The 22,912-nt window shown below is 69.9% G+C and carries 19 protein-coding genes and 1 pseudogene; 10 read left to right on the forward strand and 10 right to left on the reverse strand.

All coding sequences use genetic code 11. From position 1 onward, the window contains the following. Positions 1 to 945 (forward strand): DUF4389 domain-containing protein (locus GWK61_RS36230; protein ID WP_194916214.1); only part of this gene is annotated, 945 nt, incomplete at its 5' end. Positions 946 to 950: 5 nt separating this feature from the next. On the opposite strand, the gene GWK61_RS36235 is transcribed toward GWK61_RS36230, so the two are convergent. After that, the gene (locus GWK61_RS36235) at positions 951 to 1,175 is read right to left on the reverse strand and encodes a hypothetical protein (protein ID WP_194916215.1); all 225 of its coding nucleotides are present in this window, start codon (positions 1,173 to 1,175) and stop codon (positions 951 to 953) included. Between the two features lie 76 nt (positions 1,176 to 1,251). Between GWK61_RS36235 and GWK61_RS36240 the strand changes: the two genes are divergently transcribed. After that, positions 1,252 to 2,196 (forward strand): helix-turn-helix domain-containing protein, encoded by a 945-nt coding sequence (locus tag GWK61_RS36240; RefSeq protein ID WP_194916216.1) that lies wholly within the window; start codon positions 1,252 to 1,254, stop codon positions 2,194 to 2,196. Here the strand turns inward: GWK61_RS36240 and GWK61_RS36245 are convergent. The 6 genes from GWK61_RS36245 to GWK61_RS36270 all read right to left on the reverse strand — a co-directional run bounded on the left by GWK61_RS36245 (position 2,193) and on the right by GWK61_RS36270 (position 11,380). Then, positions 2,193 to 3,014, reverse strand: coding sequence for an NAD-dependent epimerase/dehydratase family protein (locus GWK61_RS36245; RefSeq protein WP_228563520.1), 822 nt, complete (start codon positions 3,012 to 3,014; stop codon positions 2,193 to 2,195). The genes GWK61_RS36240 and GWK61_RS36245 overlap by 4 nt on opposite strands. Before the next feature lie 14 nt (positions 3,015 to 3,028). Then, positions 3,029 to 4,009: a 5-dehydro-4-deoxyglucarate dehydratase gene (locus tag GWK61_RS36250; protein ID WP_194916217.1), complete on the reverse strand. Its 981-nt coding sequence runs from the start codon at positions 4,007 to 4,009 to the stop codon at positions 3,029 to 3,031. Between the two features lie 8 nt (positions 4,010 to 4,017). Continuing rightward, positions 4,018 to 4,851: a carbohydrate ABC transporter permease gene (locus GWK61_RS36255; protein WP_194916218.1), complete on the reverse strand. Its 834-nt coding sequence runs from the start codon at positions 4,849 to 4,851 to the stop codon at positions 4,018 to 4,020. After that, positions 4,848 to 5,768, reverse strand: a complete 921-nt coding sequence (locus GWK61_RS36260; protein ID WP_194916219.1) for a carbohydrate ABC transporter permease — start codon at positions 5,766 to 5,768, stop codon at positions 4,848 to 4,850. Before GWK61_RS36260 ends, GWK61_RS36255 begins: the two co-directional genes overlap by 4 nt. A gap of 38 nt (positions 5,769 to 5,806) precedes the next feature. Continuing rightward, positions 5,807 to 7,153, reverse strand: a complete 1,347-nt coding sequence (locus tag GWK61_RS36265; RefSeq protein ID WP_194916220.1) for an ABC transporter substrate-binding protein — start codon at positions 7,151 to 7,153, stop codon at positions 5,807 to 5,809. 204 nt (positions 7,154 to 7,357) lie between these two features. Further along, complete coding sequence (locus tag GWK61_RS36270) at positions 7,358 to 11,380, reverse strand: fibronectin type III domain-containing protein (RefSeq protein WP_194916221.1); 4,023 nt, start codon at positions 11,378 to 11,380, stop codon at positions 7,358 to 7,360. Between the two features lie 173 nt (positions 11,381 to 11,553). Between GWK61_RS36270 and GWK61_RS36275 the strand changes: the two genes are divergently transcribed. The 3 genes from GWK61_RS36275 (at position 11,554) to GWK61_RS36285 (ending at position 14,810) form a co-directional block, all read left to right on the forward strand. Next, complete coding sequence (locus GWK61_RS36275) at positions 11,554 to 12,414, forward strand: IclR family transcriptional regulator (protein ID WP_228563522.1); 861 nt, start codon at positions 11,554 to 11,556, stop codon at positions 12,412 to 12,414. A gap of 323 nt (positions 12,415 to 12,737) precedes the next feature. Then, entirely contained in the window at positions 12,738 to 14,240 is a 1,503-nt protein-coding gene (locus tag GWK61_RS36280; RefSeq protein ID WP_194916222.1) for a sugar porter family MFS transporter, read from the forward strand. A 69-nt stretch (positions 14,241 to 14,309) separates the two neighbouring features. After that, the gene (locus tag GWK61_RS36285; protein ID WP_194916223.1) at positions 14,310 to 14,810 is read left to right on the forward strand and encodes a DUF2000 domain-containing protein; all 501 of its coding nucleotides are present in this window, start codon (positions 14,310 to 14,312) and stop codon (positions 14,808 to 14,810) included. A gap of 63 nt (positions 14,811 to 14,873) precedes the next feature. Here the strand turns inward: GWK61_RS36285 and GWK61_RS36290 are convergent, their stop codons facing one another. Then, a complete protein-coding gene (locus tag GWK61_RS36290) occupies positions 14,874 to 15,245 on the reverse strand; it encodes an ArsR/SmtB family transcription factor (RefSeq protein ID WP_194916224.1) in 372 nt (123 codons plus the stop codon). 214 nt (positions 15,246 to 15,459) lie between these two features. Between GWK61_RS36290 and GWK61_RS36295 the strand changes: the two genes are divergently transcribed. Continuing rightward, a complete protein-coding gene (locus tag GWK61_RS36295) occupies positions 15,460 to 16,854 on the forward strand; it encodes an MFS transporter (protein ID WP_228563523.1) in 1,395 nt (464 codons plus the stop codon). 106 nt (positions 16,855 to 16,960) lie between these two features. After that, positions 16,961 to 18,325, forward strand: a complete 1,365-nt coding sequence (locus tag GWK61_RS36300; RefSeq protein ID WP_194916226.1) for a DUF2252 domain-containing protein — start codon at positions 16,961 to 16,963, stop codon at positions 18,323 to 18,325. 24 nt (positions 18,326 to 18,349) lie between these two features. On the opposite strand, the gene GWK61_RS36305 is transcribed toward GWK61_RS36300, so the two are convergent. Both GWK61_RS36305 and GWK61_RS36310 read right to left on the reverse strand, forming a co-directional pair. Next, on the reverse strand, positions 18,350 to 18,865 hold the full coding sequence (locus GWK61_RS36305) for a hypothetical protein (protein ID WP_194916227.1): 516 nt from the start codon (positions 18,863 to 18,865) through the stop codon (positions 18,350 to 18,352). 132 nt (positions 18,866 to 18,997) lie between these two features. Beyond that, on the reverse strand, positions 18,998 to 20,500 hold the full coding sequence (locus GWK61_RS36310; RefSeq protein WP_194916228.1) for an MFS transporter: 1,503 nt from the start codon (positions 20,498 to 20,500) through the stop codon (positions 18,998 to 19,000). 162 nt (positions 20,501 to 20,662) lie between these two features. Here GWK61_RS36310 and GWK61_RS36315 point away from each other — a divergent pair, with 162 nt between their 5' ends. The 3 genes and pseudogenes from GWK61_RS36315 to GWK61_RS61600 form a co-directional block, all read left to right on the forward strand. After that, positions 20,663 to 21,547 (forward strand): helix-turn-helix transcriptional regulator, encoded by an 885-nt coding sequence (locus tag GWK61_RS36315; protein ID WP_194916229.1) that lies wholly within the window; start codon positions 20,663 to 20,665, stop codon positions 21,545 to 21,547. Positions 21,548 to 21,612: 65 nt separating this feature from the next. Continuing rightward, on the forward strand, positions 21,613 to 22,191 hold the full coding sequence (locus GWK61_RS36320; RefSeq protein WP_194916230.1) for a hypothetical protein: 579 nt from the start codon (positions 21,613 to 21,615) through the stop codon (positions 22,189 to 22,191). 72 nt (positions 22,192 to 22,263) lie between these two features. Beyond that, positions 22,264 to 22,509, forward strand: a pseudogene (locus GWK61_RS61600) (ThiF family adenylyltransferase); the annotation flags it as partial. Between the last annotated feature and the right edge of the window lie 403 nt (positions 22,510 to 22,912).

A 22,912-nucleotide genomic window follows, 5' to 3' on the forward strand; every position in this document is an offset into this window, starting at 1 on the left:
CCGGAGGACCCCAACCAGTCGCCGCCCTATGGACAGCCGCCTCCGTATGGCCAGCAGCCGCCTCCCTACGGCCAACCACAGCAGCCGTACGGCCATCCCTACGGCCAGCAGCAGGGCCAGCAGCAGGGCTATCCGCAGTACCCGCAGTATCCCGGCGGCGGGGATCCGTACGCCGGGCTCCAGCGTGAGCCGGAGGTCCAACTGGACGTCCACGGCCTGCGTCCGCAGAAGCGCTGGACGGTGCTGATCCGGCTGATCCTGGCCATCCCGCAGCTGATCATCCTGTACTTCCTGCTGCTGGCCGGCTTCTTCGTGCTGATCGTGGGCTGGTTCGCGGCGCTGTTCACCGGCCGGCTGCCGGCGGGCATCCGGGACTTCCTGATCGGCATCCTGAAGTACCAGGTCCGGGTGCACGGCTATCTGTTCCTGCTGGTCGACGAGTACCCGCCGTTCGCGTTCTTCGAGGCACCGGGCTACCCGATCCAGATGGACGTGCCGGAGGCGACGCGGTTGAACCCGGCCGCGGTGTTCTTCCGCATCATCCTCATGGTCCCGGGCTGGATCGTCACGTCCGTGGTCGGCGAGGGCGCGGCGGTCGTGTCGTTCTTCGTCTGGATCATCATGCTGTTCACCGGCGTCCAGCCCGAGGCCGCGTTCGGGGCGACCAGCGCCATGCTGCGGTTCGAGACGCGCTTCATGGCGTTCTCCGGGATGCTGACGCCGACGCAGCCGAAGGGGTTGTTCGGCGACGTGCCCGGGGTCTCGGGCGAGGGCGACCGCCGGTCGCCGACCCGGCCGCTGTTCATGTCGAGCAACGCCCGGACGCTGCTGATCGTGATGATCGTGATCGGGGTCATCGCCGTGATCTCCAACAGCGTGTGGAACTCCGACAACAGCAGCTCGAACAGCGGCAGGGCCCCGTACACCGTGTCGCAGCACCGGTAGTCGCTTCAGGAACGCATCCGCATATAGAGCTCGCCGAGCAGACCGCCGACCAGAGCGGCTAGCGCGGCGAGCTCTATAGCGCTGCCCGCCACACTCCCCCGATACCAGCCGCGCATCCGCTGCGCCATCGTTGAGACCGCACGTCCCAGCAGCGCGAAGACGACACACCCCGCGACCGCCACAAAGATCACCACCACGGCCACCTCCTCCTCTTCAAGGCTGGCGCTCACCTCGCGCCCCGACCAGGAACAGCCGCCGGAAGTTACGCGGACGATTAGCCGCACGTCAGCCGGGCAGACTGCCGCTGTGGAAGAGGGGGACGGCCACGCGGCCGGCTTCGCGGAGGCGATCCGCGCCTGGCGCCAGCGCCGAGGCTGGACGCAGGAGGAGCTGTCGCACGCCAGCGGCCTGAGCACGCGCGCCATCAGGAGCCTGGAACGCGGCCGGACGCAGCAGCCGCGCAGGTCGACGGTGCAGATGCTGGCCGATGCACTGCAGGTGCCGCGGGCGCGGTTGATGGCGGTGCGGCGCGCGGTCGCCGAGGCGGATACCGACACGGAACCTGACGAGGCGATCGACGGGGCCGGCGGCATGCCTGGCAGCGGTGATGCTCCCGGCAGGACAAGGGGATTCGCCGGCGGCACCAGCGATCTCGGCGGAGCCAGAGGATTCGTCGGAAGCGGTGGCGGCCTGGGCAGAGCCAGGGGTATCGCCGGCGGCGGGCTCGGCGCGGCCACGGAAATGCCCGGCAGCAGCAGCCTCGGTGGAGCCACAGTCGGCCGGGACCCGCGAATCGGCGCCGGCGTACCACGCGAGCTGCCGCCGGACCTGGCTGACTCAGAGCTGGATGTGCGGGAAGTCGTGGCGGAACTGGTCGCCGGGCCTGCGCAGCCTTATCGAGCGGCGATAGTGCGAGTCGAGGCTTCAGAAGTCGCTATCAGGGCAGCGCACCACGCCTCGGCGAAGTTCCCCGACGGCCAGCTCTATGCAAGCCTCGCGGACCCCATCGAACCAGCCGCTCTACTTCGCAGGTTTCTGCGATCCCTGGAGGTCCCGGCCCGGCCCGCCGAGGCGACCGGCGACGAACTCGCCGCGGCCTTCCGCACCGCTCTGGCCGGCCGCCGCATGCTGGTGGTCCTGGTCGAAGCACAGTCGGAAGCCCAGATCCGGCCCCTGATTCCGGCCGAGGCCCACTGCGCGCTGCTGGTGGCGTTCGAGCCCCACCCGAAGGCGGGGCCCGAACCCGCCTAGTCTTCCGGCGGTACGAAGGTCGTGAACCGTCCGCCGAGGTAGCGGTACTCCGGGTCCTCCGGATCCGGCGCACGGTCCTCGGCGGCCTCGACCTTCTCGGCGAACACGTCCGAGTCGTCCTGCGGCTCGTACCCGAGGCGGCGCGCGGGTTCCAGGTCCCACCAGGCCGTCTTGTTCGCCGAGATCCCGTACACGATCTCGTAGCCGAGGTCCGGCGCGGTCGCCAGGGCGTCGAACAGGCGCGTGGCGTCGGCGGGGCTGAGCCACGTGTCCAGCATCCGGCGGCTCTTCGGCTCCTCGAAGCACGAGCCGATGCGGACGCAGGCCACCTGCAGCCCGTGCCGGTCGTGGTAGAACGACCCGATCGCCTCGCCGAACACCTTCGAGACGCCGTAATACGTGTCCGGTCTGGGCCGCACGTCCACGCCGATCGGCGCGTCCCGGAAGTCCGCGCGCTCGTAGTAGCCCACCGCGTGGTTGCTGCTGGCCGTCAGGATCCGGGGCACGCCGGCGCGCACCGCGGCGTCGAAGACCTGGTACGTCCCGTCGATGTTGCTCTTCAGGATGCGCGCGAAGGTGTCCTCGACCGGGATCCCGGCCAGGTGTACCACCACGTCCACGTCACGCATCGCCGCGTCCAGGGCCGCGGCGTCACCGACGTCGCCGACCAGCCATTCGGTGGCGTCCGGCTCGTCGGGCGTCACCAGGTCGAAACCGCGCACCTGCCAGCCCGCCTCGGCCAGGCCGGCCCGCAGGAAGGTGCCCACCCCGCCGGCCGCGCCGGTCATCAGTATCCTGCCGCGCTTCATCTCAGACATCTGCGATCCCGCCCTCACGCCGCCGTGTCGATCCCGTGCTCGGTCAGTACCCTGCGCCCTTCCGTGACCAACTCCGCCAGGCGCTCCACATGCTCCGGGGCCGCGTCGGTCAGCGGCGGGCGCACCGGGCCGGCGTCCAGGCCGTCCAGACGCACCCCCGCCTTCACCAGCGCCACGGCGTAGCCCGGAGCCTTGGCCCGCAGCTCGACCAACGGCCGGAAGAAGCGGTCCAGGAGCGCGTTCACCAGGCTCGACTCGCCGGCGCGGTAGGCGTGGTAGAAGGCCAGCGCGACGTCGGGGACGAAGCAGAACACCGCCGAGGAGTAGTTCGGCACGCCGACGCCGGCGTAGGCGAGCTGCGACATCTCCGCGGTCGGCAGCCCGTTGAAGTAGTGGAGCTTGCCCTCGCCGTGCCGGTCCCGGACCGCCGAGACGATGCGCTGCATCAGGTCCAGGTCGCCCTTGCCGTCCTTGAACCCGACGATGTTCGGGACCTCGGCCAGGTCGGCGACCACGTCCGGGGTGAAGGTCACGTTGTCCCGCTGGTAGATGATCAGCTCCAGATCGGTGCTCTCGGCCACCGCGGTGTAGTGGTCGCGCAGCCCGGCCGCGCCCCCGGCGACCAGGTACGGCGGCATCACGAGCAGGCCGTCGGCGCCGGCTTCCTTGGCCGCGGAGGTGAAGGACGCGGCCAGCGCCGCCCCGTACCCGACCCCGGCCACCACCGGCACCCGGCCGGCCGCGACCTCGGCGGCGGCCCGGACGCACTCGGTGAACTCGTCCACGTCCAGCGAGTGGAACTCGCCGGTCCCGCAGCACGCGAACACCGCCGCCGGACCCGGTCGGTCCGGCGCGTCCAGGAACGCCAGCCGGGAGCGCAGATGCTCGCGGTAGACGTCCAGGTCGACGCGGCCGGGCCGGTCGCCGGCGGCGCGTGTGAAGGGGGTGACGGGGAAGAACAGCAAGCCGTCCAGCCGGTCCACGAGTGATTGCATCAGTACCCTTATCCCTTGAGCGATCCGCTGAGCAGGCCGCGTTCGAACAGTCTCTGCAAGGCCAGATAGACCAGCACGCCGGGCACCGCGAGGATCAGCACGGCGGCCAGCCGCACCCCCTCGCCCTGTTCCTGCGACGCCTGCAGGCTGGTGACGACGACGGTCAGGGTGTCCATCTTCGGGGTCTGCGACACCAGCAGCGGCAGCAGGTACTGGTCCCAGATCATCAGGAACCCGAACACCGCGCACGTGCCCAGCGCCGGCCGGCACACCGGCAGCACGATGCGCCAGAAGATGCGGAAGTCGCCGGCGCCGTCGATCCGCGCGGCCTCTTCCAGCTCCAGCGGGACCCGCTTCATGAAGCCGGTCAGCACGTACACCGGAAGCGCCCAGCCGACCAGCGGCAGGATCAGGCCGCCGTAGGAGTTGACCAGCGTGCCCCCGGTGAACGGCTGGCGGATCTTGCCCAGCACCTGGAACAGCGGCACCGCGATCACCTCCTCGGGCATCATCATGGTGGCCAGGACGGCCAGCATGACCAGCCCGGCGCCCTTGAACCGCTTGCGGGCCAGCGCGTAGGCCGCCAGCGCGGACACCGTCAGCTGCAGGGTCAACCCTACGGCCACCACGATCAAGGAGTTGAGCAGGCCGCGCGCGACACCCAGGTGCCAGGCCTGGGAGACGTTGGCGCCGGTCAAGCCGTGCGGGACGTTCATCAGCGCGCCGAGCTTGGCCTGCCGCTTGGAGAAGGCGGTCGCCACGACCGTCCACAGCGGGTAGACGAACACGAAGGCGACCAGCGCGTAGAGCAGCCAGACGCCGGCTCTGGTACGGATCCTCATATGTCCTTGCGCCTCCGCCACAGCAGCATCAGGCACGTCAGCAGCATCGTCACCACAAGAAGCGCCGTCCCGATGGCGGCCGCGTAACCGGTGTCGTTGTTCTGGCTGAACTGCCGGTAGAGAAAGGTGACCACGGACTCCGAGGACCCGGCCGGGCCGCCGTTGGTCGCGACCCAGATCTCGGTGAAGACCCGCAGGCCCCTGATGATCCCGAGCACCAGCACGATGGTGGTGATCGGGCGCAGCGAGGGCAGCGTCACGAAGCGCAGCCGCTGCCACCAGTTCGCGCCGTCCAGGTGGCAGGCCTCGTACATCTCGCGGTCCACAGAGGCCAGGCCGGCGACGAAGATCACCATGTCGTAGGGCGCGTTCTTCCAGACCTGCATCAGGATCACCGACGCCAGCGCCGAGTGCGGGCTGCTGAAGAACGGCTCCGGACCGATGCCGACCTTGCCCAGCAGCGAGTTCACCGAGCCGTACGGCGAGGGGTAGAGCAGCGTCGTCCACAGCTCGGCGGCGGCGACCATGGCGATCACGGTCGGCAGGAACACCGCGGTCCGCAGGATCCTGATGTGCCGGGCCGGCCCCTGCAGCAGCACCGCCAGCCAGAAGCCGACGAAGATCGAGCCGGAGACCGCGAACACCGCGTCGAAGAGCGTGTGCACGACCGCCGAGCGCAGATCCGCGTCGGAGAAGAGCTTGGAGTAGTTCGCGGTGCCGACGTACTGGTTCCCGAGGTAGGGCCGGACGTGGAAGAAGCTGAGGTAGACGCCCCAGATCGTCGGCCAGACCTTGAACACGCCGATGAACGCCAGCAACGGCGCCAGGTACAGCCACGGCCCCAGGCGTTGCCGGAACGGTTTCGCCGGTGGACCGCCGGTACGGCGGCGGCCGGACAGCACGCTGTCGGCCGCCACCGGGGATCGAGGCTGTGTTGGTCTATAAAGGCGCGCTGTCATCCGACGCCCTGCTGCTTCAGGAGCGCGGCGACGTCGGAGTTCATCGAGTCCAGACCGGTCTGCACGCTCCCGCAGGAGGACAGCAGCTTGTTCAGGTCGTCGGACATCTTCTGCCGCAGCTGCGTCCAGTTCGGCGCCTTGTCGTACTCGTAGTGGCCGGAGGTCGCATAGACCTGCTGCGCCAGCTGCCAGCGCGGGTCGTTGCCGTGCACCACGGACGCGTCGACCGCCTTGTTCACCGGCAGCCGGACCACGGTCGCGGACGGGATCGCCGACATGCCGATCTTCTGGGCGTCCGGGGTGACCATGAACTCTTCGAGCTTGGTCACCTCGTCCTGCTTGCTGTCGGCCATCGTGAAGATGTCGGTGCCCTCGGCCAGGGTCCCGGCGGTGCCGTCGGGGCCGGTCGGCGGGGCGACCACGATGTACTTGCCCTTGACCGCGGTCGCGTCCATCGTGGCGTAGGCGTAGGGGCCGGTGAGGTACATGCCGGCCACGCCGGTCTGGAACGCCTTGTTGGCCGCGGTGGTGTCGTCCCCGAGCGCCGAGGGCTGCACGTCCTTGTTCTTGCAGACCTGGTCCTCCAGGAACTGCGCCGAGGAGGCGGCCTGCGGGGTGTTCAGGGTCGCGGTGAACTTGCCGCCGCTCTCCTTGAGGTAGTCCCCGCCGGCCGAGTACAGGAACGAGGACCAGAACCACGAGGTGTAGCCGCGCGCGGTGGAGCCGGGGACGGCCAGACCGTAAGTGTCCTTCTTGCCGTCGCCGTCCGGGTCCTGCGTGGTGAAAGCCTGTGCGACCTTGGCCAGGTCGTCCCAGGTCTTCGGCGGCTGCAGGCCGAGCTTGTCCAGCCAGTCCTTGCGGATCAGCAGCACGTTCGCCTGCGCCGAGAACGGCACCGCGTAGGTCTGCCCCAACAGATCCGAGGTCGAGGCCCAGGCCTGGTCGGTGAGCTGGTCGGCGCCGGTGAACTTGGTCTTGTCGATCGGCAGGACGATGCCCTGCGAGACGAAGTTGCCCATCTGCGCGGCGTCGTCCAGGACGACGTCGGGGAGCTGGTGCGCGGACGCCGCGGCGGTGAGCGCGGTCTCGAAGTCCGTCAGCGTCGCCTTGCCGATGGAGACCTTGATGCCGGTCTGCGCGGTGAAGGCGTCGAAGATCTTCTGGTAGGCCTTCGGCGAGTCGCCGGACCCCCGGATCCACACGGTGAGCGTGCCGGTGGCGGCGGCGTTCTTGGACGTGCCCGCACCGGATGAGCTGCTGGAGCCGCCGCAAGCGGCGACGGATATCGCGACGCCGGCGGCCATGAGCGCGGCGCAGATGGATCTCGCTGTTCGGGGTGTCACGGTTCGCATGGGGCCCTCGGCTTCAACGGGGATTCATGGATGTGAACGAAAGACATGGAGGTGAACGTGCTCAGATGCTGGAAACGTAGTAGCGAACGTCCGAGTGGTCAAGAGGGGCCCGAGGGGCAAGAGGGAGGGGGCTCCCGAAGGAGCCCCCCGGGTAGTGGGCGGCTAATGGGCGATCGATGAGCGATCAGTGGGCGATCAGCTGTTGGGAGCGCCCGAAACGGTGTAGGCGTCCCAGTCGTACAGGAAGCCCTTGGCGTTGGGACCGTCGGTGGCCGGGCTGCCGTGGTCATCCACCAGGATGTCCGACTGGTTCAGCGCGTGGCTGATGTACCCGTGGTCGAGCTTGTACTTCAGGTCCAGCGTGCCGATGTGGTACTGCGTCTCGGTGCTCGCCGCCGAGAGGTTGAAGTTGCCGAGCACCTCCATGGTCACCCGCGAGCCGGTGACGTTCATCCAGCCCTCGAACGTGTACAGCGCGGAGCTGCGCAGCCCCTGAGAGTCGGTGCTGTTGAACTCGTGGCCCATGCAGCACTGGCCGTCGTAGGGGCTGGTGGTGCCGTCGGCGATGTGCGCCGGGCTCACCGTGCTCTGCGCGGTCTTGTCGAAGGTGTTCCCGGCGATGGTGCTCCAGATCCCCATCAGGTCGCTGGAGTGGTGGCCGGAGTAGACGAACGGCCGCGCGATCGCCGAGTTCCCGCCGCTGCCGACGGCCGCGAAGCACTGGCCGGCGCTGGTCAGCCCGGCGGCGTTCAGCTGCCCGGTGAACGTCGCGTCGTTGAACGCGCTGAGCATGCCGTCCCAGGTCGAGGCGCCGAAGAACTGGATCGCCGCGATCTCGGTGTCGACGCCGCCGTCCCGGTAGTTCGGGTTGTTGGTCTTCGAGAAGTTCCCGAAGCCGCAGATCCCGGACGAGAAACTGTTGGCGTCGTTGTAGGCGTAGTTGCTGCCGTAGCCCATGGCCGCTTCCAGCAGCGTGACCTTGTTCTGCTCGGCGGAGGACAGCTGGCTCCACGCCGAGCCGTCGTTCTTGAGCAGCAGCAGGGCCTGCGCCACCGGCGCCTGGCCCCACATCTCCAGGCCGCCGTCCGCGTCCGGCTCGTGGCCGCCCGCTATCAGGCTCCTGATCTGGGTCAGCAGCGCGCTCCGGACGCTGGTCCCACTGGTAGCCGCAGAACCCGGGGCCACCTTGTCGACCAGGGCCAGGTAGTACAGCACCTTCGCCTGCGCGATGTTGGCCGGGTTGGTACCGGGACGCGGGACCGAGGAGGTCGGCGCGGCCCAGTTGAACGGCGCGGCGGCGACCGCGCTGTCGATCAGCGACTGCGTGAACGGGTTCGGTCCGCCGCCGCCTGAGGTGCTGCCCGTGACCGAGGCGCTCGGCGCGGAGGTGTTGCCCGCGCTGTCGACCGCCTCGACCGTGTAGGTGTGGGAGCTGCCCGCGGCCAGGCCGCCGACGGTCACGCTGGTCGTGGAGGACGTGACCACCACGGTCGATCCTTCGAGGACGTTGTACGACGCGGCCGGGTCGGCGTTGTCGTTCTCGGTCCAGGACAAGGTGATGCTCGACGAGGTGGTGCCGCTGACCATCAGGGCGGTCGGCGTGGCCGGGGTCGTGGAGCCGGCCTGGGTGGTGCCGGTGACCGGCGAACTGGCCGCGGAGGCGGCACCGGCGGCGTCGACCGCCACCACCGTGTAGGTGTGGGTGCTGCCGGCTGTCAGGCCACTGATGGTCGCGGACGTCGCGGACGGCGAGGCCACCACCGTGGAGCCCTCCAGAACCTGGTACGAAGCAGCGGGATCGCCGTTGTCCGTCTCGGTCCACGACAGGCTGATGCTGGAGGACGTGGTGCCGGTGACTGTCAGGCCGGTCGGCGTGGCCGGGGTGCCCGGACCGCCGGAGTCGGTGGTCGCGGTGACCGGCGCGCTGGCCGCGGAGCCGTTGCCGGAGGCGTCCACCGCGGTCACCGTGTAGGTGTGCGTGCTCCCGGCCGCCAGCCCCGCGATGGTGGCGCTGGTGGTCGGGACGGTGGCGACGGGGACGCCGCCCTCGGAGACGGTGTACGAGGCGGCCGGATCGCTGTTGTCCGTCTCGGTCCACGACAGGCTGATGCTGGACGTCGTGGTGCCGGTGACGGTCAGGCCGGTCGGCGTCGCCGGGCTCGGCTGCCCGGACAGGGGGTAGGCCGCGACGTTGGTCGGCGCGATGTAGCCGCCGGAGCCGTAGTCGCCGCTGAACTTGAACTGCAGGCTGGCACCGGCCGCGAGGGTCGCGTCGGTGCTGTCGTTGGTGAGCGTGTAGTGGTTCGCGCTGGAGGCGTAGCTGACGCCCGCCGAGCTCTCGATGTTCTCGCTCTTGTCGAGATCGAACTGCACGTCCCAGCCGGTGACCGCGGAACCGGAGGTGTTGGTGAGCGTCGCGGTGTCGGTGTAGCCGCTCCCCCAGTCCTTGGTCTTCTTGATGGTGACGGTCAGCCCGCCGCCCCCGCCGCCGGTCGTGCTGCCGGTGGCCGCGGCACTGTGCGCGGACTCGTTGCCGGCCGCGTCGACGGCCGTGACGGTGTAGGTGTGGGTGCTGCCCGCGGCCAGGCCGGTGACGGTGGCGCTGGTCGTCTTCGAGGTGGCGACCCGGCTGGTGCCCTCGTAGACGTCGTACGAGGCCGCCGCGTCCGAGGTGTTCGTCTCAGTCCAGTTCAGCGTGATGCTCGACGAGGTCGCACTGGCCACGACCACGTGTTGCGGGACAGCCGGAACGGTACTGGGGTTGGACGTGGTGCCGGTCGCCGACGCGCTCGCAGCGGAGGCGTTGCCCGCCGCGTCGAGGGCTTCGACCGTGTACGTGTGCGTACTCCCGGCGGTCAGACCGCCGACGGTGGCACTGGTGCCGGTCGACGTGGCGACCACGGTGGAGCCTTCGAGGACCTGGTAGGACGCGGCCGGGTCGGCGTTGTCCGTCTCCGTCCAGGACAGGCTGATGCTGGAGCTCGTGGTCCCGCTGACCGCGAGTTTCGTCGGTGTCGCGGGAGTGTTGGTCGAGCTCGGTGTCGTCGCCGTCGCCGCGGTGCTGTGCGCGGATTCCACGCCGGAGCCGTCGACGGCGGTGACCGTGTAGGTGTGCGTGCTGCCCGCGGCCAGGCCGGTGATCGTGGCGCTGGTGCCGCTGACGGTCGCCACCTTCGTCGAGCCCTCATACACGTGGTACGAGGCTGCGGCGTCGGAGGTGTTCGTCTCGGTCCAGTTCAGCGCGATGCTGGAGCTGGAACTCGCCGAGGCGCTCAGCGCGGTCGGAGTGGCCGGCCCGGTGGACGTGGGGGTCTGCGGACCGTCGGTGGCCAGGCTGAAGTCGGCGAACTCGGCGTTCTCGGTCTTCTTCGGGCTGTAGCTCAGGTCGTGCCCGCCGTGGAAGGTGGAGAAGAACACGCCGGAGTGCGCCCCGGGCATCGGCTCGGTGACCTGGCAGACGTTCCTGCCGTCGCTCCAGATGGTGATGGACCCGGTCGAGACGTTGGTCAGCTGCTCGATCGAGTGCCACTTGCCGTCCGCGGCGAAGGTCCAGTTGCCGTTGCACAGGTCGGCGCCGTACCCGGAGCCGGACGCGGTGTAGAAGTACAGCTCGCCGTTGGGTGCGCTGGAGCTGCCGCCCTTCCACATGTAGCGGGTCGACCAGCCGCTGGCGCAGTGCTGCGCGCCGCTCTCGCAGCCCATCACCCCGCCGCCCCACAGGCCCGGCATCTTGCCCTGGGTCTTGCCGCCGAAGTCGAAGCCGACCGGGAAGCTGTAGTCGTACTTCAGATCCAGGCTGGGGCTGTTCGCCAGGGCGGTCTGGCCGTTGGTGGTCAGGTCCTGGTAGAACTGGCCGCCGCCGAGCACACAGCCGCTGACCGACAGGTAGCAGCTGGGCGGTCCGCTGTTCGCGGGATAGGTGGCCTTCAGCGCCTGCCCGGATCCCGGGGCGCTGGAGTCGGTGACCGGGGCCAGGTTTCCGTAGCCCCAGTTACAGCCGAATGTCCCCGAGGCACCCTGACACTGCGCGGTGTCAGACGTGGTGCCCCAGTTCGCGATCCATGGTGCGGTGTGGAAGTTGTCGAAGGTCCCCGTCCACGCGGGAACCGTCGAGGCCGGTGCCGCAGCAGCCGCTGGTGTCGCGGCGGCGGCGTACCGGCCGGTGGCGGCCTGTCCGGCCTGGGTCACGCCGAACAGCGTGAGCGCTGCGGCGAGCATCCCGATCAGGATTTTCGTCCCCCGACGTCTTGATGGTCGCACTGGAGAGATCTCCTTTCGAGCACATGTGACGTTGTTGAGCGGGGGTTTCAGGTATGTGAACTATCGTCAGATATCTGAAATCCGTCGCAGACGGTAATGTGGGGTGGGAGACCTGTCAACGAAGGAGTCCCATGGCCGACACCGGCATATCCCGCGGACCGGCGGCCGGATCCGCCGCCCCGACGTCCGACGCGACTGCGGACGGCGCCTCCGAGCTGGGCGGCGGCGACTCCGCGGCGGGCGTGAAGTCGGCCCGGCGGGCCGTGGAGCTGCTGGAGGCCTTCGGCGCGAACCACTCCTGGCTCTCGCTCACCGATCTGCACCACCACACCGGGTTCCCGCGCTCCTCGCTGCACGGCCTGCTGCGCACCCTGCGCGACGTGGGCTGGATCGAGTCCGACGACGCCGGCACCCGGTTCCGGCTCGGTGTCAAGGCCCTGATCTGCGGCACCGCGTACCTGGACCGCGACCCGGTGATGCCGTACGCCACCGAGGCGCTGGAGAAGGTGCGCGAGCAGATCGGCTACACCTGCCACTTCGCGCGGCTCAACGGCCCGGACATCGTCTACCTGCAGACCCGGGAGTCGCGCACCTCGGCGCACCTGGTGTCGCGGGTCGGCCGGACGCTGCCGGCGCACGCCACCGCGCTGGGCAAGGTGCTGCTGGCCGAACTCGCCGACGACGAGCTGACCGCGGTGCTGCCCAAGAACCTGGCGGCGCTGACCGACCTGACCATCACCGACCGCGAGGCGCTGCGCTCGGAGCTGGCCTTCATCCGCGAGCGCGGGTACTCCACCGAGCGCGGCCAGAGCTCGCCGAACCTGGCGTGCGTGGCGGCCGTGGTGCCGTACCGGATCCCGGGCACCGACGCGATGAGCTGCTCGATGCCCGGCGAGCGGGTCACCGACGCCGAGTTGCAGCGGGTCGGATCGCTGCTGCGGGACGTGGCCGAGGACCTGAGCCAGCAGCTGCGGCGCGCCGGGATCCGGTGATCCCTGCTCACTGACTCCGGTTCCGGCCTGACTCCGGCGCGTTCCGGGCTGGTCCCGGGCCGAACCCGGGCTCGCTGATTCCGCACCTGATTCCGCACCTGGTCCCGAGTCGATTCCGGGCCGAACCCGAGCTCGCTGACTCCGGACTGGTCTCGGCCTGGTCGCGGGCCGATTCCGAGCCGATTCCGGCCGCCCCGCGAAGGTCGCGCGTGCCGTTTCCGCGAGCTGTGATGGCGTTCTCATATGTGAATGCCGTCTACTTTGCTGAATTGTTACCGGCTGATGTCTTGTCAGCGTCCTTAACCAGTGCCACGGTTCCGGCCATGGCGACTACTGCGTCCCCCGCAGCCCCGGCCGCGCGCCGTCCGGTGAACCGCGCGACCCTTTACACGTTCGGTGCCTTCGGCGGCATCCTGTTCGGCTACGACCTGGGCGTCATCGCCGGCGTCCTGGTGCTGCTCGCGAAACAGTGGTCTTTGACCGCTTTCCAGAAGGGCGCCATCACCGCGAGCCTGTCGGTCGGCGCGATGGTCGGCGCGGTCCTGGCCGGCCGGGTGTGCAACCGGATCGGCCGGCGGCTGACCATCATGACGGCCGCGGTGGTGGTGATCATCGGCACCGTCGCGTGCGTGCTGGCCGGCGACTGGCAGGCGATGATGCTGACCCGCGGCGTCATCGGCATCGGCATCGGGCTGTCCTCGGCGACCGTCCCGGCCTACCTGGCCGAGCTGGCCCCGGCCCGCGTGCGCGGCGCCCTGGGCTCGCTCAACCAGCTGTTCATCGTCAGCGGCATCCTCATCGCGTTCCTCGTGGACTACGCGCTGTCCAGCCACAACAACTGGAAGGGGATGTTCCTCGGGGCCGTGATCCCCGCGGTCATCCTGATAGCCGGGCTGCTGGTGCTGCCGGAGACCCCGCGCTGGCTGCTGAGCAAGGGCCGGGACGCGGAGGCCAGGGCCGTGCTGGCCGCGACCCGCCCGGACGCGAGCGAGGCGGAGCTGGACGTCGAGGTCCGCGACATCCGCGACGTCATCCAGCGCGACTCCGAGCGCGGCCGGGTCCGCGACCTGTGGCAGCCGTGGGTGCGGCCGATGGTGCTGGTCGCGATGATCCTGGCGATCGGGCAGCAGTTCTCCGGCGTCAACGCCATCAACGCCTACTTCCCGACGATGCTCAAGTCGCTGGGCTTCGCCACGCGCACCGCGCTGCTGTCGGCGGTCGTGCTCGGCGTCGTGAAGTTCCTGTTCACGGTGTGGGAGCTGTTCGTCGTCGACCGCTGGGGCCGCAAACCGCTGCTCCAGATCGGCGCGGCCATCATGGTGGTCTCGCTGTTCGCCGCGGGCCTGGTCATCAAGAACGTGACCGACAAGAACACGCTCGGCACCATGACCCTGATCTTCCTGATCCTCTACCTGGCCGGGTACGAGCTCGGCTGGGGCGCCACGGTGTGGGTGATGATCGGCGAGATCTTCCCGCTCCGGGCCCGAGCCGCCGGCACCGCCGTGGCCACCACGGTCCTGTGGGCCGCCACCGGCCTGGTGACCGCGGTCTTCCCGACGATGTCGGCGAAGAGCAACCTCGGGATCGGCGGCGCGATGTGGGTCTTCGCGGGGGTCAACGTGGTGCTGCTGATCCTGGCCCGGTTCTACATCCCGGAGACCAAGGGCCGCAGCCTGGAGCAGATCGAGCGGGATCTGCGGGGCGGGAAGATGTCCGGCGGCGCCGCCGGAAAGGCGTCTGGCGCGGTGGACGCGGCAGACGCGACGAGTACGGCCGGTTCGGTGGCCGAGGAGACTGGCGAGACGGGACTGGTTTCCGAGGCCTGAGCTGGTCGGCACCCCGGCGGCGCACGAGCGTTCAAGACACTCCTGTGCGCCGCCGGGAATCCTCGGATCATGAACGACAGCACCATCACGGACAGCACCGTCAACGACAGCACTCGCAAGGACGGCACCGCCGAGGACAGCGCTCCCCACGACGGGCCTGTCAGGTTCGACACGAAGATCGCCGTGCTGCTGCGGGACGACCTCGCGGTGTGGCAGCGACTGAACGTCACGGCGTTCCTGGTCAGCGGGATCGGCGCGGCGCATCCGGAGGTCATCGGCGAGGCCTACCGGGACGCCGACGACACCGTCTACCTCTCGGAGTTCCGCCAGCCGGTGCTGGTCTTCGAGGGGAGCGCAGAACTGCTCGCCGCCGCCCGAAGCAGGGCTCTGTCACGCGGTCTCGATGTCGCGGTGTTCACCGCCGACATGTTCAAGACCGGCAACGACGCCGACAACCGGGCGGCGGTGCGCGCCGTGCGCGGCGCCGACCTGGATCTGGTCGGGATCGCGGTGTACGGCGCGAAGAACGCGGTCGACAAGGCGTTCAAGGGTGCCGCGATGCACCGCTGAGCGCCGGTGCCGACCGATCACGCTGAGCGCCGCTGACTCCGGCGCGCAGACCCGCGCCGCGCCCTACCGCTGCTCGTGCGGTTCCAGGCGCGGCGCGCTGGTGTCCTGCAGGACCGCGTCCAGCAGGCCCGGCCAGCGGACGTCCATCAGCTCGCGCCGCAGCCGCACGTGCTTCTTGGCGCCGACCCACCACATGACGACCAGCCCGGCCTCGCGCAGCACCTTGTAGTGGTGCGACATCGTCGACTTGGTCGCGGTGAGCCCGCTCTTGTCCCAGACGTCCAGACACGCCATCCCGCCCTCGGGGGCGAACGCCCCGACGGTGCGCACGATGGTCAGCCGAGCCGGCTCGGCCAGCGCGGACAGCACGGCGGTCAACTCCACCGCGTCCTCGCCGGGATGACTCAGTTCGTACTGCTCGACCTGGGTGTCCATGGTCACAGCCTAAACCCGCTTGCCTTCAGTTCGATAGTCGTCGTACAGTTCGATACTAGTCGAACCGTTCGATGAGCGTCGAACTCTTTGGCTGCCGATCCAGCACTGGTCCGAGCGAATGCGATGGTGCCCCGTGTCAGCCACCACGGAAGTAGTCACTCCCTTAACAACGAAGCCGGCGCCGGATTCTTCCCCCGATCCGCGGCGCTGGCGCATGCTGCCGGTGATCCTGTCGGCGATGTTCATGGCGATGTTCGACTACTTCGTGGTCAACGTCGCCGCGCCGTCGTTCCAGCACGACCTGCACACCACCGACGCCGGGCTGGAGCTGGTCGTCGGCGGGTACGGCTTCGCCTACGCGGCCGGCCTGATCACCGGCGGCCGGCTGGGCGACCTGCTCGGCTACAAGCGGATGTTCGTCATCGGCATGGCGGCCTTCACGGTGGCCAGCCTGGCCTGCGGGGTGGCCACGACGTCGACCGTGCTGATCGTCGCGCGCCTGGTGCAGGGCGCCACCGCGGCGGCGATGGTCCCGCAGCTGCTGGCCCTGATCAACGTGATCTACCCGGTGCACGAGCGGCCGCGGGCGATGGCGTGGTTCGGCGCCACCATCGGCATCGGCTCGGTGGCCGGGCAGGTGCTCGGCGGCGTGCTGCTGGAGGCCAACCTGTTCCACTGGACGTGGCGGCCGATCTTCCTGGTGAACGTGCCGATCGGGCTGATCGCGGTGGTGCTGGCGCTGCGCTGGCTGCCGGACACCCGGGGCACGCACCGTCCGAAGTTCGACCCGGTCGGCGCGGTCGCCATCGCGCTGAGCATCGGCCTGGCGCTGGCGCCGCTGATCCTGGGGCGCGCCGAGGGGTGGCCGATCTGGACCTGGATCTCGCTGGTCGCCTCGGTGCCGGTGATGATCGTCGCGATGCGCTGGGAGGCCAAGCTGTCCCGGGCCGGCGGGGCGCCGATGGTGGACCTGACGCTGTTCAAGGAGCGGACGTTCAGCCTGGGCCTGGCGCTGTCCGGGCTGATGCTGGCCATGTTCGGCGGGTTCATGCTGGCCATGACCCTGTTCCTGCAGGGCGGCATGCACATGAGCCCGGTGCGGGCCGGACTGCTGTTCGGGCCGCTGGGCGTGGCCTTCGCGACCAGCTCGATGCTGGCCCGGAAGGTCTCCGGCCGGTACGGCGCCCGGGTGATCGCCATCGGCGCCTCGCTGAGCACCGCCGGGCTGGTGTTCCTGGGCGTCGTGCTGGCCTGGCGCGGCGCGGACCTGGCGTCCTGGCAGCTGCTGCCGTCGATGATCCTGGTCGGCACCGGCAACGGGTTGGTGCTGCCCTCGCTGGTCGGCTCGGTCCTGGCCGGGATCAAGTCGAAGAACGCCGGGGCCGCCTCCGGGATGCTGGTCACCTCGCAGCAGTTCGGCGGCGCGGCCGGCGTGACGATCCTGGGCACGGTGTTCTTCTCCGCGCTGGGCTCGCACCCGAGCGGGTTCGGCAGCTACGTGAGCGCGATGCGCTGGGTGGACCTGGTGGACGTGGTGTTCGTCGTGGCCATTCTGGCGATGGCGTTCCTCCTGCCCAAGCAGGCCGCGGGGATGGCCGCGAAGCGGTAGGGCCCCAGCACAGTCGCCGGACGGATGCCCGGCCGGATCGCCTCATCAGCCGATCCGGCCGGGCATCGGCGTGCGTCCGGGCGGTCGCGGCGCCACTGTGGGACGCATGACGAATTCCAGCCTGGCCTCCCGGGTGACGGCCGGGCGAGCGGCCCGCAAGCAGGTCACTCGCTCCTCGACCGGGGACTGGTCGGCGCCCCCGGACCGCCGCGACCCGATGGCGATCCTGGAGAAGCAGGCGGGCACCCGGCTGCCCGGCCTGGTGCCGATCCGCTACGGCCGGATGGCCGCCTCGGAGTTCGCGTTCCTGCGCGGCGCCCCGGCGATCATGGCCGCGGACCTGGCGCACTCCCCCAACACCGGCCTGACGGTGCAGCTGTGCGGCGACGCGCACCTGTCCAACTTCGGGCTCTACGCCTCCCCCGAGCGCCGGCTGGTGTTCGACCTGAACGACTTCGACGAGACGCTGCCGGGGCCGTTCGAGTGGGACGTGAAGCGGCTCGCGGCGAGCATCGCGGTGGCCGCGCGGCAGAACGGCTTCAAGGACGACTTCGGCGCGGACACGGCCAAGGAGGCGGCGCGGGCGTACCGCACGGTGATGGCGCGGCTGGCGGGGATGAACGAGCTGGACGTCTGGTACCAGAGCGTGGACGCCACCATGTTGCTCCAGCTGACCAAGCGCAAGCGGAACCGGCTGGAGGTCCAGGCCTCGCTGACCGAGGCCGAGCGGCACACGAACCTGCAGGCGCTGCGCAAGCTGACCGGCCCCGGGCCGGACGGCACGCCGCGCATCCGGTACCAGCCGCCGCTGCTGGTGCCGTTCGCGGAGCTCGGCTTCGACCGGGACGCCGAGGAGGAGACCATCCGCCGGGTGTTCACCGACTATCGGTCGACGCTGCAGGAGGATCGCAGGGCTCTGTTGGAGCGGTTCCGGTATGTGGAGTCCGCGCTGAAGGTGGTGGGCGTCGGCAGCGTGGGGACCCGCTGCTCGATGTCGCTGCTGCTCGGCGAGACCACGTCGACGCCCTTGTTCCTGCAGGTGAAGGAGGCCGAGGAGTCGGTGCTCGCGCCGTATCTGAAGGCCAGCCGGTACGAGCACCAGGGGCACCGGGTGGTCGGCGGGCAGCGGCTGATGCAGGCGACCAGCGACATCTTCCTGGGGTGGGCCAGCGGGCCGGAGGGGCGGTACTTCTACGTGCGGCAGCTGCGGGACATGAAGGGGTCGGCGAACGTGCCGGAGATGGACAAGGCGATGCTGCGCGCGTACGCGGAGCTGTGCGGACAGACGCTGGCGCGGGCGCATGCGCGGTCCGGGGACCGGGTGGCGATCTCGGCGTATCTGGGCGGCGGGGATTCCTTCGACCGGGCCATGGGGCGGTGGGCGGTGGCGTACGCGGATCAGACCCGGGAGGATCACAAGGCCCTGATCGACGCGATCAAGACCGGTGTGGTGCGCTCGGTCGACGCTTAGGCGTTCAGCGTTCAGCGTTCGCGCTCAGTAGCGGCGGCCGTTGCGCAGGAGGCCTTGGTCTTCCAGGAGATCGACGAGGCGGGCCCGCTGCTCGGGCTCCAGCGCCTTGTCGGGGAACGCCACGCCGCGCGTCGGCGCGGCGGCGAGTTTGAGGTGCCAGATGCCGAATCGCCGGTAGGCGCGGCGCCATTGCGGCCACGGGAGCTTGGCGATCCTGCCGGACGCCGCGTAGGTGACGCCCTCGGCGTCGAACGCGACGGTGATCGGCGCGGGGTGCAGGCTTCCGGATGTGCGCAGCCGGTGGTAGCGGCCGGCGACCACGGCGACGACCAGCAGGACGGAGACCACGGGGAGGACGACGGTGGCGTCGCGCAACGCTCCGGCGAGGCCGGCGGCGATGATGACGCCGACCCAGAGCACCGTCGCCAGTGCGTCGCCGAGCTCGGCGACGACCGCGGTTCTGGCGGTGCTGATGAAGGCGACGACGACGGGCGCGTCCGCGTCCGCGATCCCCTCCGGAACGCCGCCAAGATCCCCCACCCGCTACAGCATGCCCTATCAGGGCGAAGACGCGAAAGGGATTGTCGCGGTGGCGTATGAGGGAACGGCCCCGCACTGGCCCCGCCGGTGCGGGGCCGTTCCCTGTTGCTTTGTGCTGTCAGCTTCGCAGCTTCAGCGCGTGGGCCGGGTCCGCAGGCCGAACCACACCAGCGCGGCGACCACGAGCACGACGACGCCGTCGGTGCCGAGGCTGAGCCGGATGCCGCCGGCGAGCGCGTCCTTGGCGGCGTGCCCGGCGGATTTGAGGCTGTCGGAGCGGGCCGAGGCGACGGCGGACAGCAGCGGGATGCCGAGCGTCAGGCCGACCTGCTGCGAGGTGGTGACCAGACCGGTGGCCAGACCCTGTTCGGTGTCGCCGAGGCCGGAGGTCGCGGTGACACCGTAGGAGACGATCGCGGCGAGGTGGCCGAAGGCGGCGACGGCGCCGAACGTCACCAGCAGCAGGGTGGAGTTCCCGGTGGTGATCAGGGCCAGCGGCAGGATCAGCAGGCCCTGGAACAGCAGCCCGCCGACCAGGGTGGCGCGGGCGCCGAAGCGGCCGATGAGCCGCGGGGCGACCATGCCGCCGAAGGCCGCGGCGACACCCATCACCGCGAAGACCAGGCCGGTCAGCGTCGGGGACATGCCGTTGATCTGCTGCAGGAACAGGGTGCCGAGGAAGACGACCGCGCTCATGCAGGCGAAGGTCACCAGGCCGCCGAGGTTGCCGATCGCGACGTTGCGGCGGCGCAGGATCCGCAGCGACACCAACGGTTCGGCGGCGCGCGACTCGATGACGCCGAAGGCCACGAGCAGCGCCACGCCGGCGACCAGGCCGATCACCACGTCGGCGCGGCCGAAGCCGACCTGTGCGGCGGTGGACAGGGCGTAGATCAGGGCCAGCAGGGCGGTGGTGACGGTGGCGGCGCCGGGGATGTCGAGCCGGGAGGCGTGCGGGTTGCGGCTCTCGGTCAGCAGCCGCGGCGCGCCGAGCAGGACGACGGCGCCCATGACGGTGTTCAGCACCATGGTGGAGCGCCAGGACAGGGCCTGGGTGAGCGCGCCGCCGAGGACCATGCCGGCGGTGAAGCCGACGGTCATCAGGGTGCCGTTGATGCCCAGTGCGCGTTCGCGTTGCGGTCCTTCGGCGAAGGACGTGGTCAGCAGCGCCATGCCGGTCGGCACGATCATCGCCGCGCCGATACCCTGCAGGGCGCGTCCGGCCAGCAGGACGGCCGGGACCCAGGCGACGGTGGCGATCACGCTGGCCGCGGTGAACAGCACGGTGCCGGTGATGAAGACCTTCTTGCGTCCGACGAGGTCGCCGACGCGGCCGGAGAGCAGCAGGAGGCCGCCGGAGGGCAGGGCGAAGGCGGTGGCGATCCATTGCAGGTTCGCGTCGGTGATGTGCAGGTCCTTGCCGATGCTGGGGACGGCGATGTTCAGGATGGAGAAGTCGACGGCGACCATGAAGTTCGCCGCGCAGAGCAGGAAGAGAACAAGCTTGGCCCGGACGGACAAGCCGGAGGTTGTCGAAGGGGTGTCGATGTTCGGGTTGTCGATGTTCGCGGTGGCTGCCGCACCGGCCGGGCCGGTGGGCGTCACCGGTGTGGGCTGGTCGAGGACATCTGTCATGGATCCAGGATTCGGCGCGGCGAGCGGATCTGGGTAGCGCCTGTTTATGCTGGTGGTCCTTACACCAGGCTGGGTACCGGGGTGAGTCGCGGTTCGCGGGGTAGGACGCGGGGGTGGCTGCGGTGCTCTGATCGGTGTGCCTGAGGGGAGAAAGCTGTGTCGATGACGGCCCCGGTCCAGATGGACCCCGATTCCGTCCGACGTGCGAACCTGCGCGAGTTCCTGATCGCCCGCCGCGCCCGGATCACCCCCGAGGAGGTGGGCCTGGCGCCCGGCGGACGCCGACGCACCCCGGGCCTGCGGCGCGAGGAGGTGGCCGTGCTGGCCGGCGTCGGCACGTCCTGGTACCAGTGGCTGGAGCAGGGCCGGGACATCACGGTGTCCTCGCAGGTGCTGGACGCGATCGGCCGGGTGCTCAAACTCGACGAGCCCGAACTCCGCCACCTGTACGCCCTGGCGGGCCTCAACCCCCCGCCGGTCGGCAGGATCTGCCCGGACCACGCCTCCGGCCCGGTCAACCAGGCGCTGCTCCGCCTCGTGGACACCTGGCTCCCCAACCCGGGCATGATCGTCGACCGCTACTGGAACATGGTGGTCGCCAACCGCGCCGCGGAGCTGGCCCTGCACACCACCGACGGCAGCTGGAACTGCCTGCACCAGTACTTCCTCGACGAGATCTACCGCGAATCGCTGGAGAACTGGGCGGAGCTGGCCCCGCACGTGGTGGCGACGTACCGCTCGGAGATGACGGCGTGCCCCGGCGACGAGAGCTTCCGCCAGGTGGTCGAAGGCCTGCTGCCGCAGAGCCCGGAGTTCGCCGAACTGTGGGCCCGCCAGGGCGTGGCGCACAGCGGGGTGAACATCAAGAGCCTGAGTTCGCGCGTCGGACCACTGCACTTCGAGTCGGTGACGCTGTCCGTACCGGACCGCGCGGACCTGCGGATCGTGCTGCACAACCCGCGGGCCGGGTCGGACACCCGGGCGAAGATGGAGCGGTTGCTGGCTGAGGACGAGCGGCGGAACGGGTTGCGGTTGGTGGCCGGGTAGTTTCCTATCCGGCCGGGCAGATCTACCCTGAAAAACGCACGGAAGTCCAGTGCTAGGGGTAGGCCATGACAGATGTCGAACGTACCGATCTGAACCGGCTGCGGGACATCATCCGCAGTGCGCAGCAGCAGGGGGACCAGTATCCGGTGGATCCGCGGGCGCGGGTCACGGTGGGGTCCGAGGGTGAGATCTATACCGGGCAGGCGCCGGTGGGGCGTCCTTTGAGCAAGGTGCAGCACGGGACTTTCGCCGCTCGGGTGCGCGGGCGCGAAGTCGAGGATCTGCGGTGGGCGGCGAAGCATATGCCGCGGAACACGCAGTTCATCGAGCATCGGGATGCGCGGGGGTGGTGTTACAGCTTCCTGTCGCAGATGGGGCGGCCGTACACGATGTTCGCGTACTTCGACGGGATGAGTTATCAGGTCAAGCTGGTCGAGCCTCGGTTGGAGGGGCTGGTCGGGGCGCACGCGGGGCATCTCTATGCCAACGGGCGTTTGTGCCTGAGCCAGTCCGGGGGTTCGGGGCAGCCGACTTTGGAGGAGGCCTACTCGAAGTCGGTGTTGTGGGCCACGGGGATGGATGTGGTGTTGGCCGGGTATCCGTTCCCTTTCTCGACGAACAACGAGTTTGAGTACGACCTCTGATTCGGTGGCGTTTCCGGTGGCGTTTCTGGTGGTATTTCCGGTGGCGTCTGTGGCGTTTGTGGAGGGCCGCGCATGCTGACACCCGTGCGGGTGGCGGATTTCGTGTTGGACGCGATCGCCGCGCGCATCGGGGCGGTCGCGCCGGAGCAGGGCGGGGCGCTGCTGGGGCTGCCGGGGCTGGACTACGTCACGGAGTTCATCCACGACGCCGGCGCCGCCACGACCGGGACGCGGTACCGGAACACGGACCGGCTGATCGCGACGATCGGCGCCCGGGAGGCGGCGAGCGCGGCGCGGTTCAAGGGGATCGTGCACTCGCATCCGCGCGGCATGCCCGTGCCCTCCGGCCAGGACCAGTCGGAGTACGCGGAGTCGCTGCGCCTGAACCCGCAACTGGCGCGCTACCTGGCGCCGATCGTGACGCACGACGTGGACACGCCGCTGGCCGGGCACGAGGTCCGGCTCGGGCCGGCGCGCATCTCGTTCTACGGGGCGGAGCGCGCGGCCGACGGCTTCGTGCTGGCGCCGGTGCGGCCCGTGGTGGTGCCGGTGACGCGGATGCTGCGGCGCGCAGGGGTGCGGCCGGAGGGCAACCCGGCGGCCGTCCGCTGGCCGCCGAGGTTGCGCTGGTCGAGGTCTTCGCCGACCTGGCCGAGCTCAGCCGCAACCGCCCGGCGGGGGAGGAGTTCGGCGGTCACAACCAGGGCCACGTGCACAGTGC

The sequence above is a fragment of the Catenulispora rubra genome, assembly GCF_015356825.1.
GTDB classification, from domain to species: domain Bacteria; phylum Actinomycetota; class Actinomycetes; order Streptomycetales; family Catenulisporaceae; genus Catenulispora; species Catenulispora rubra.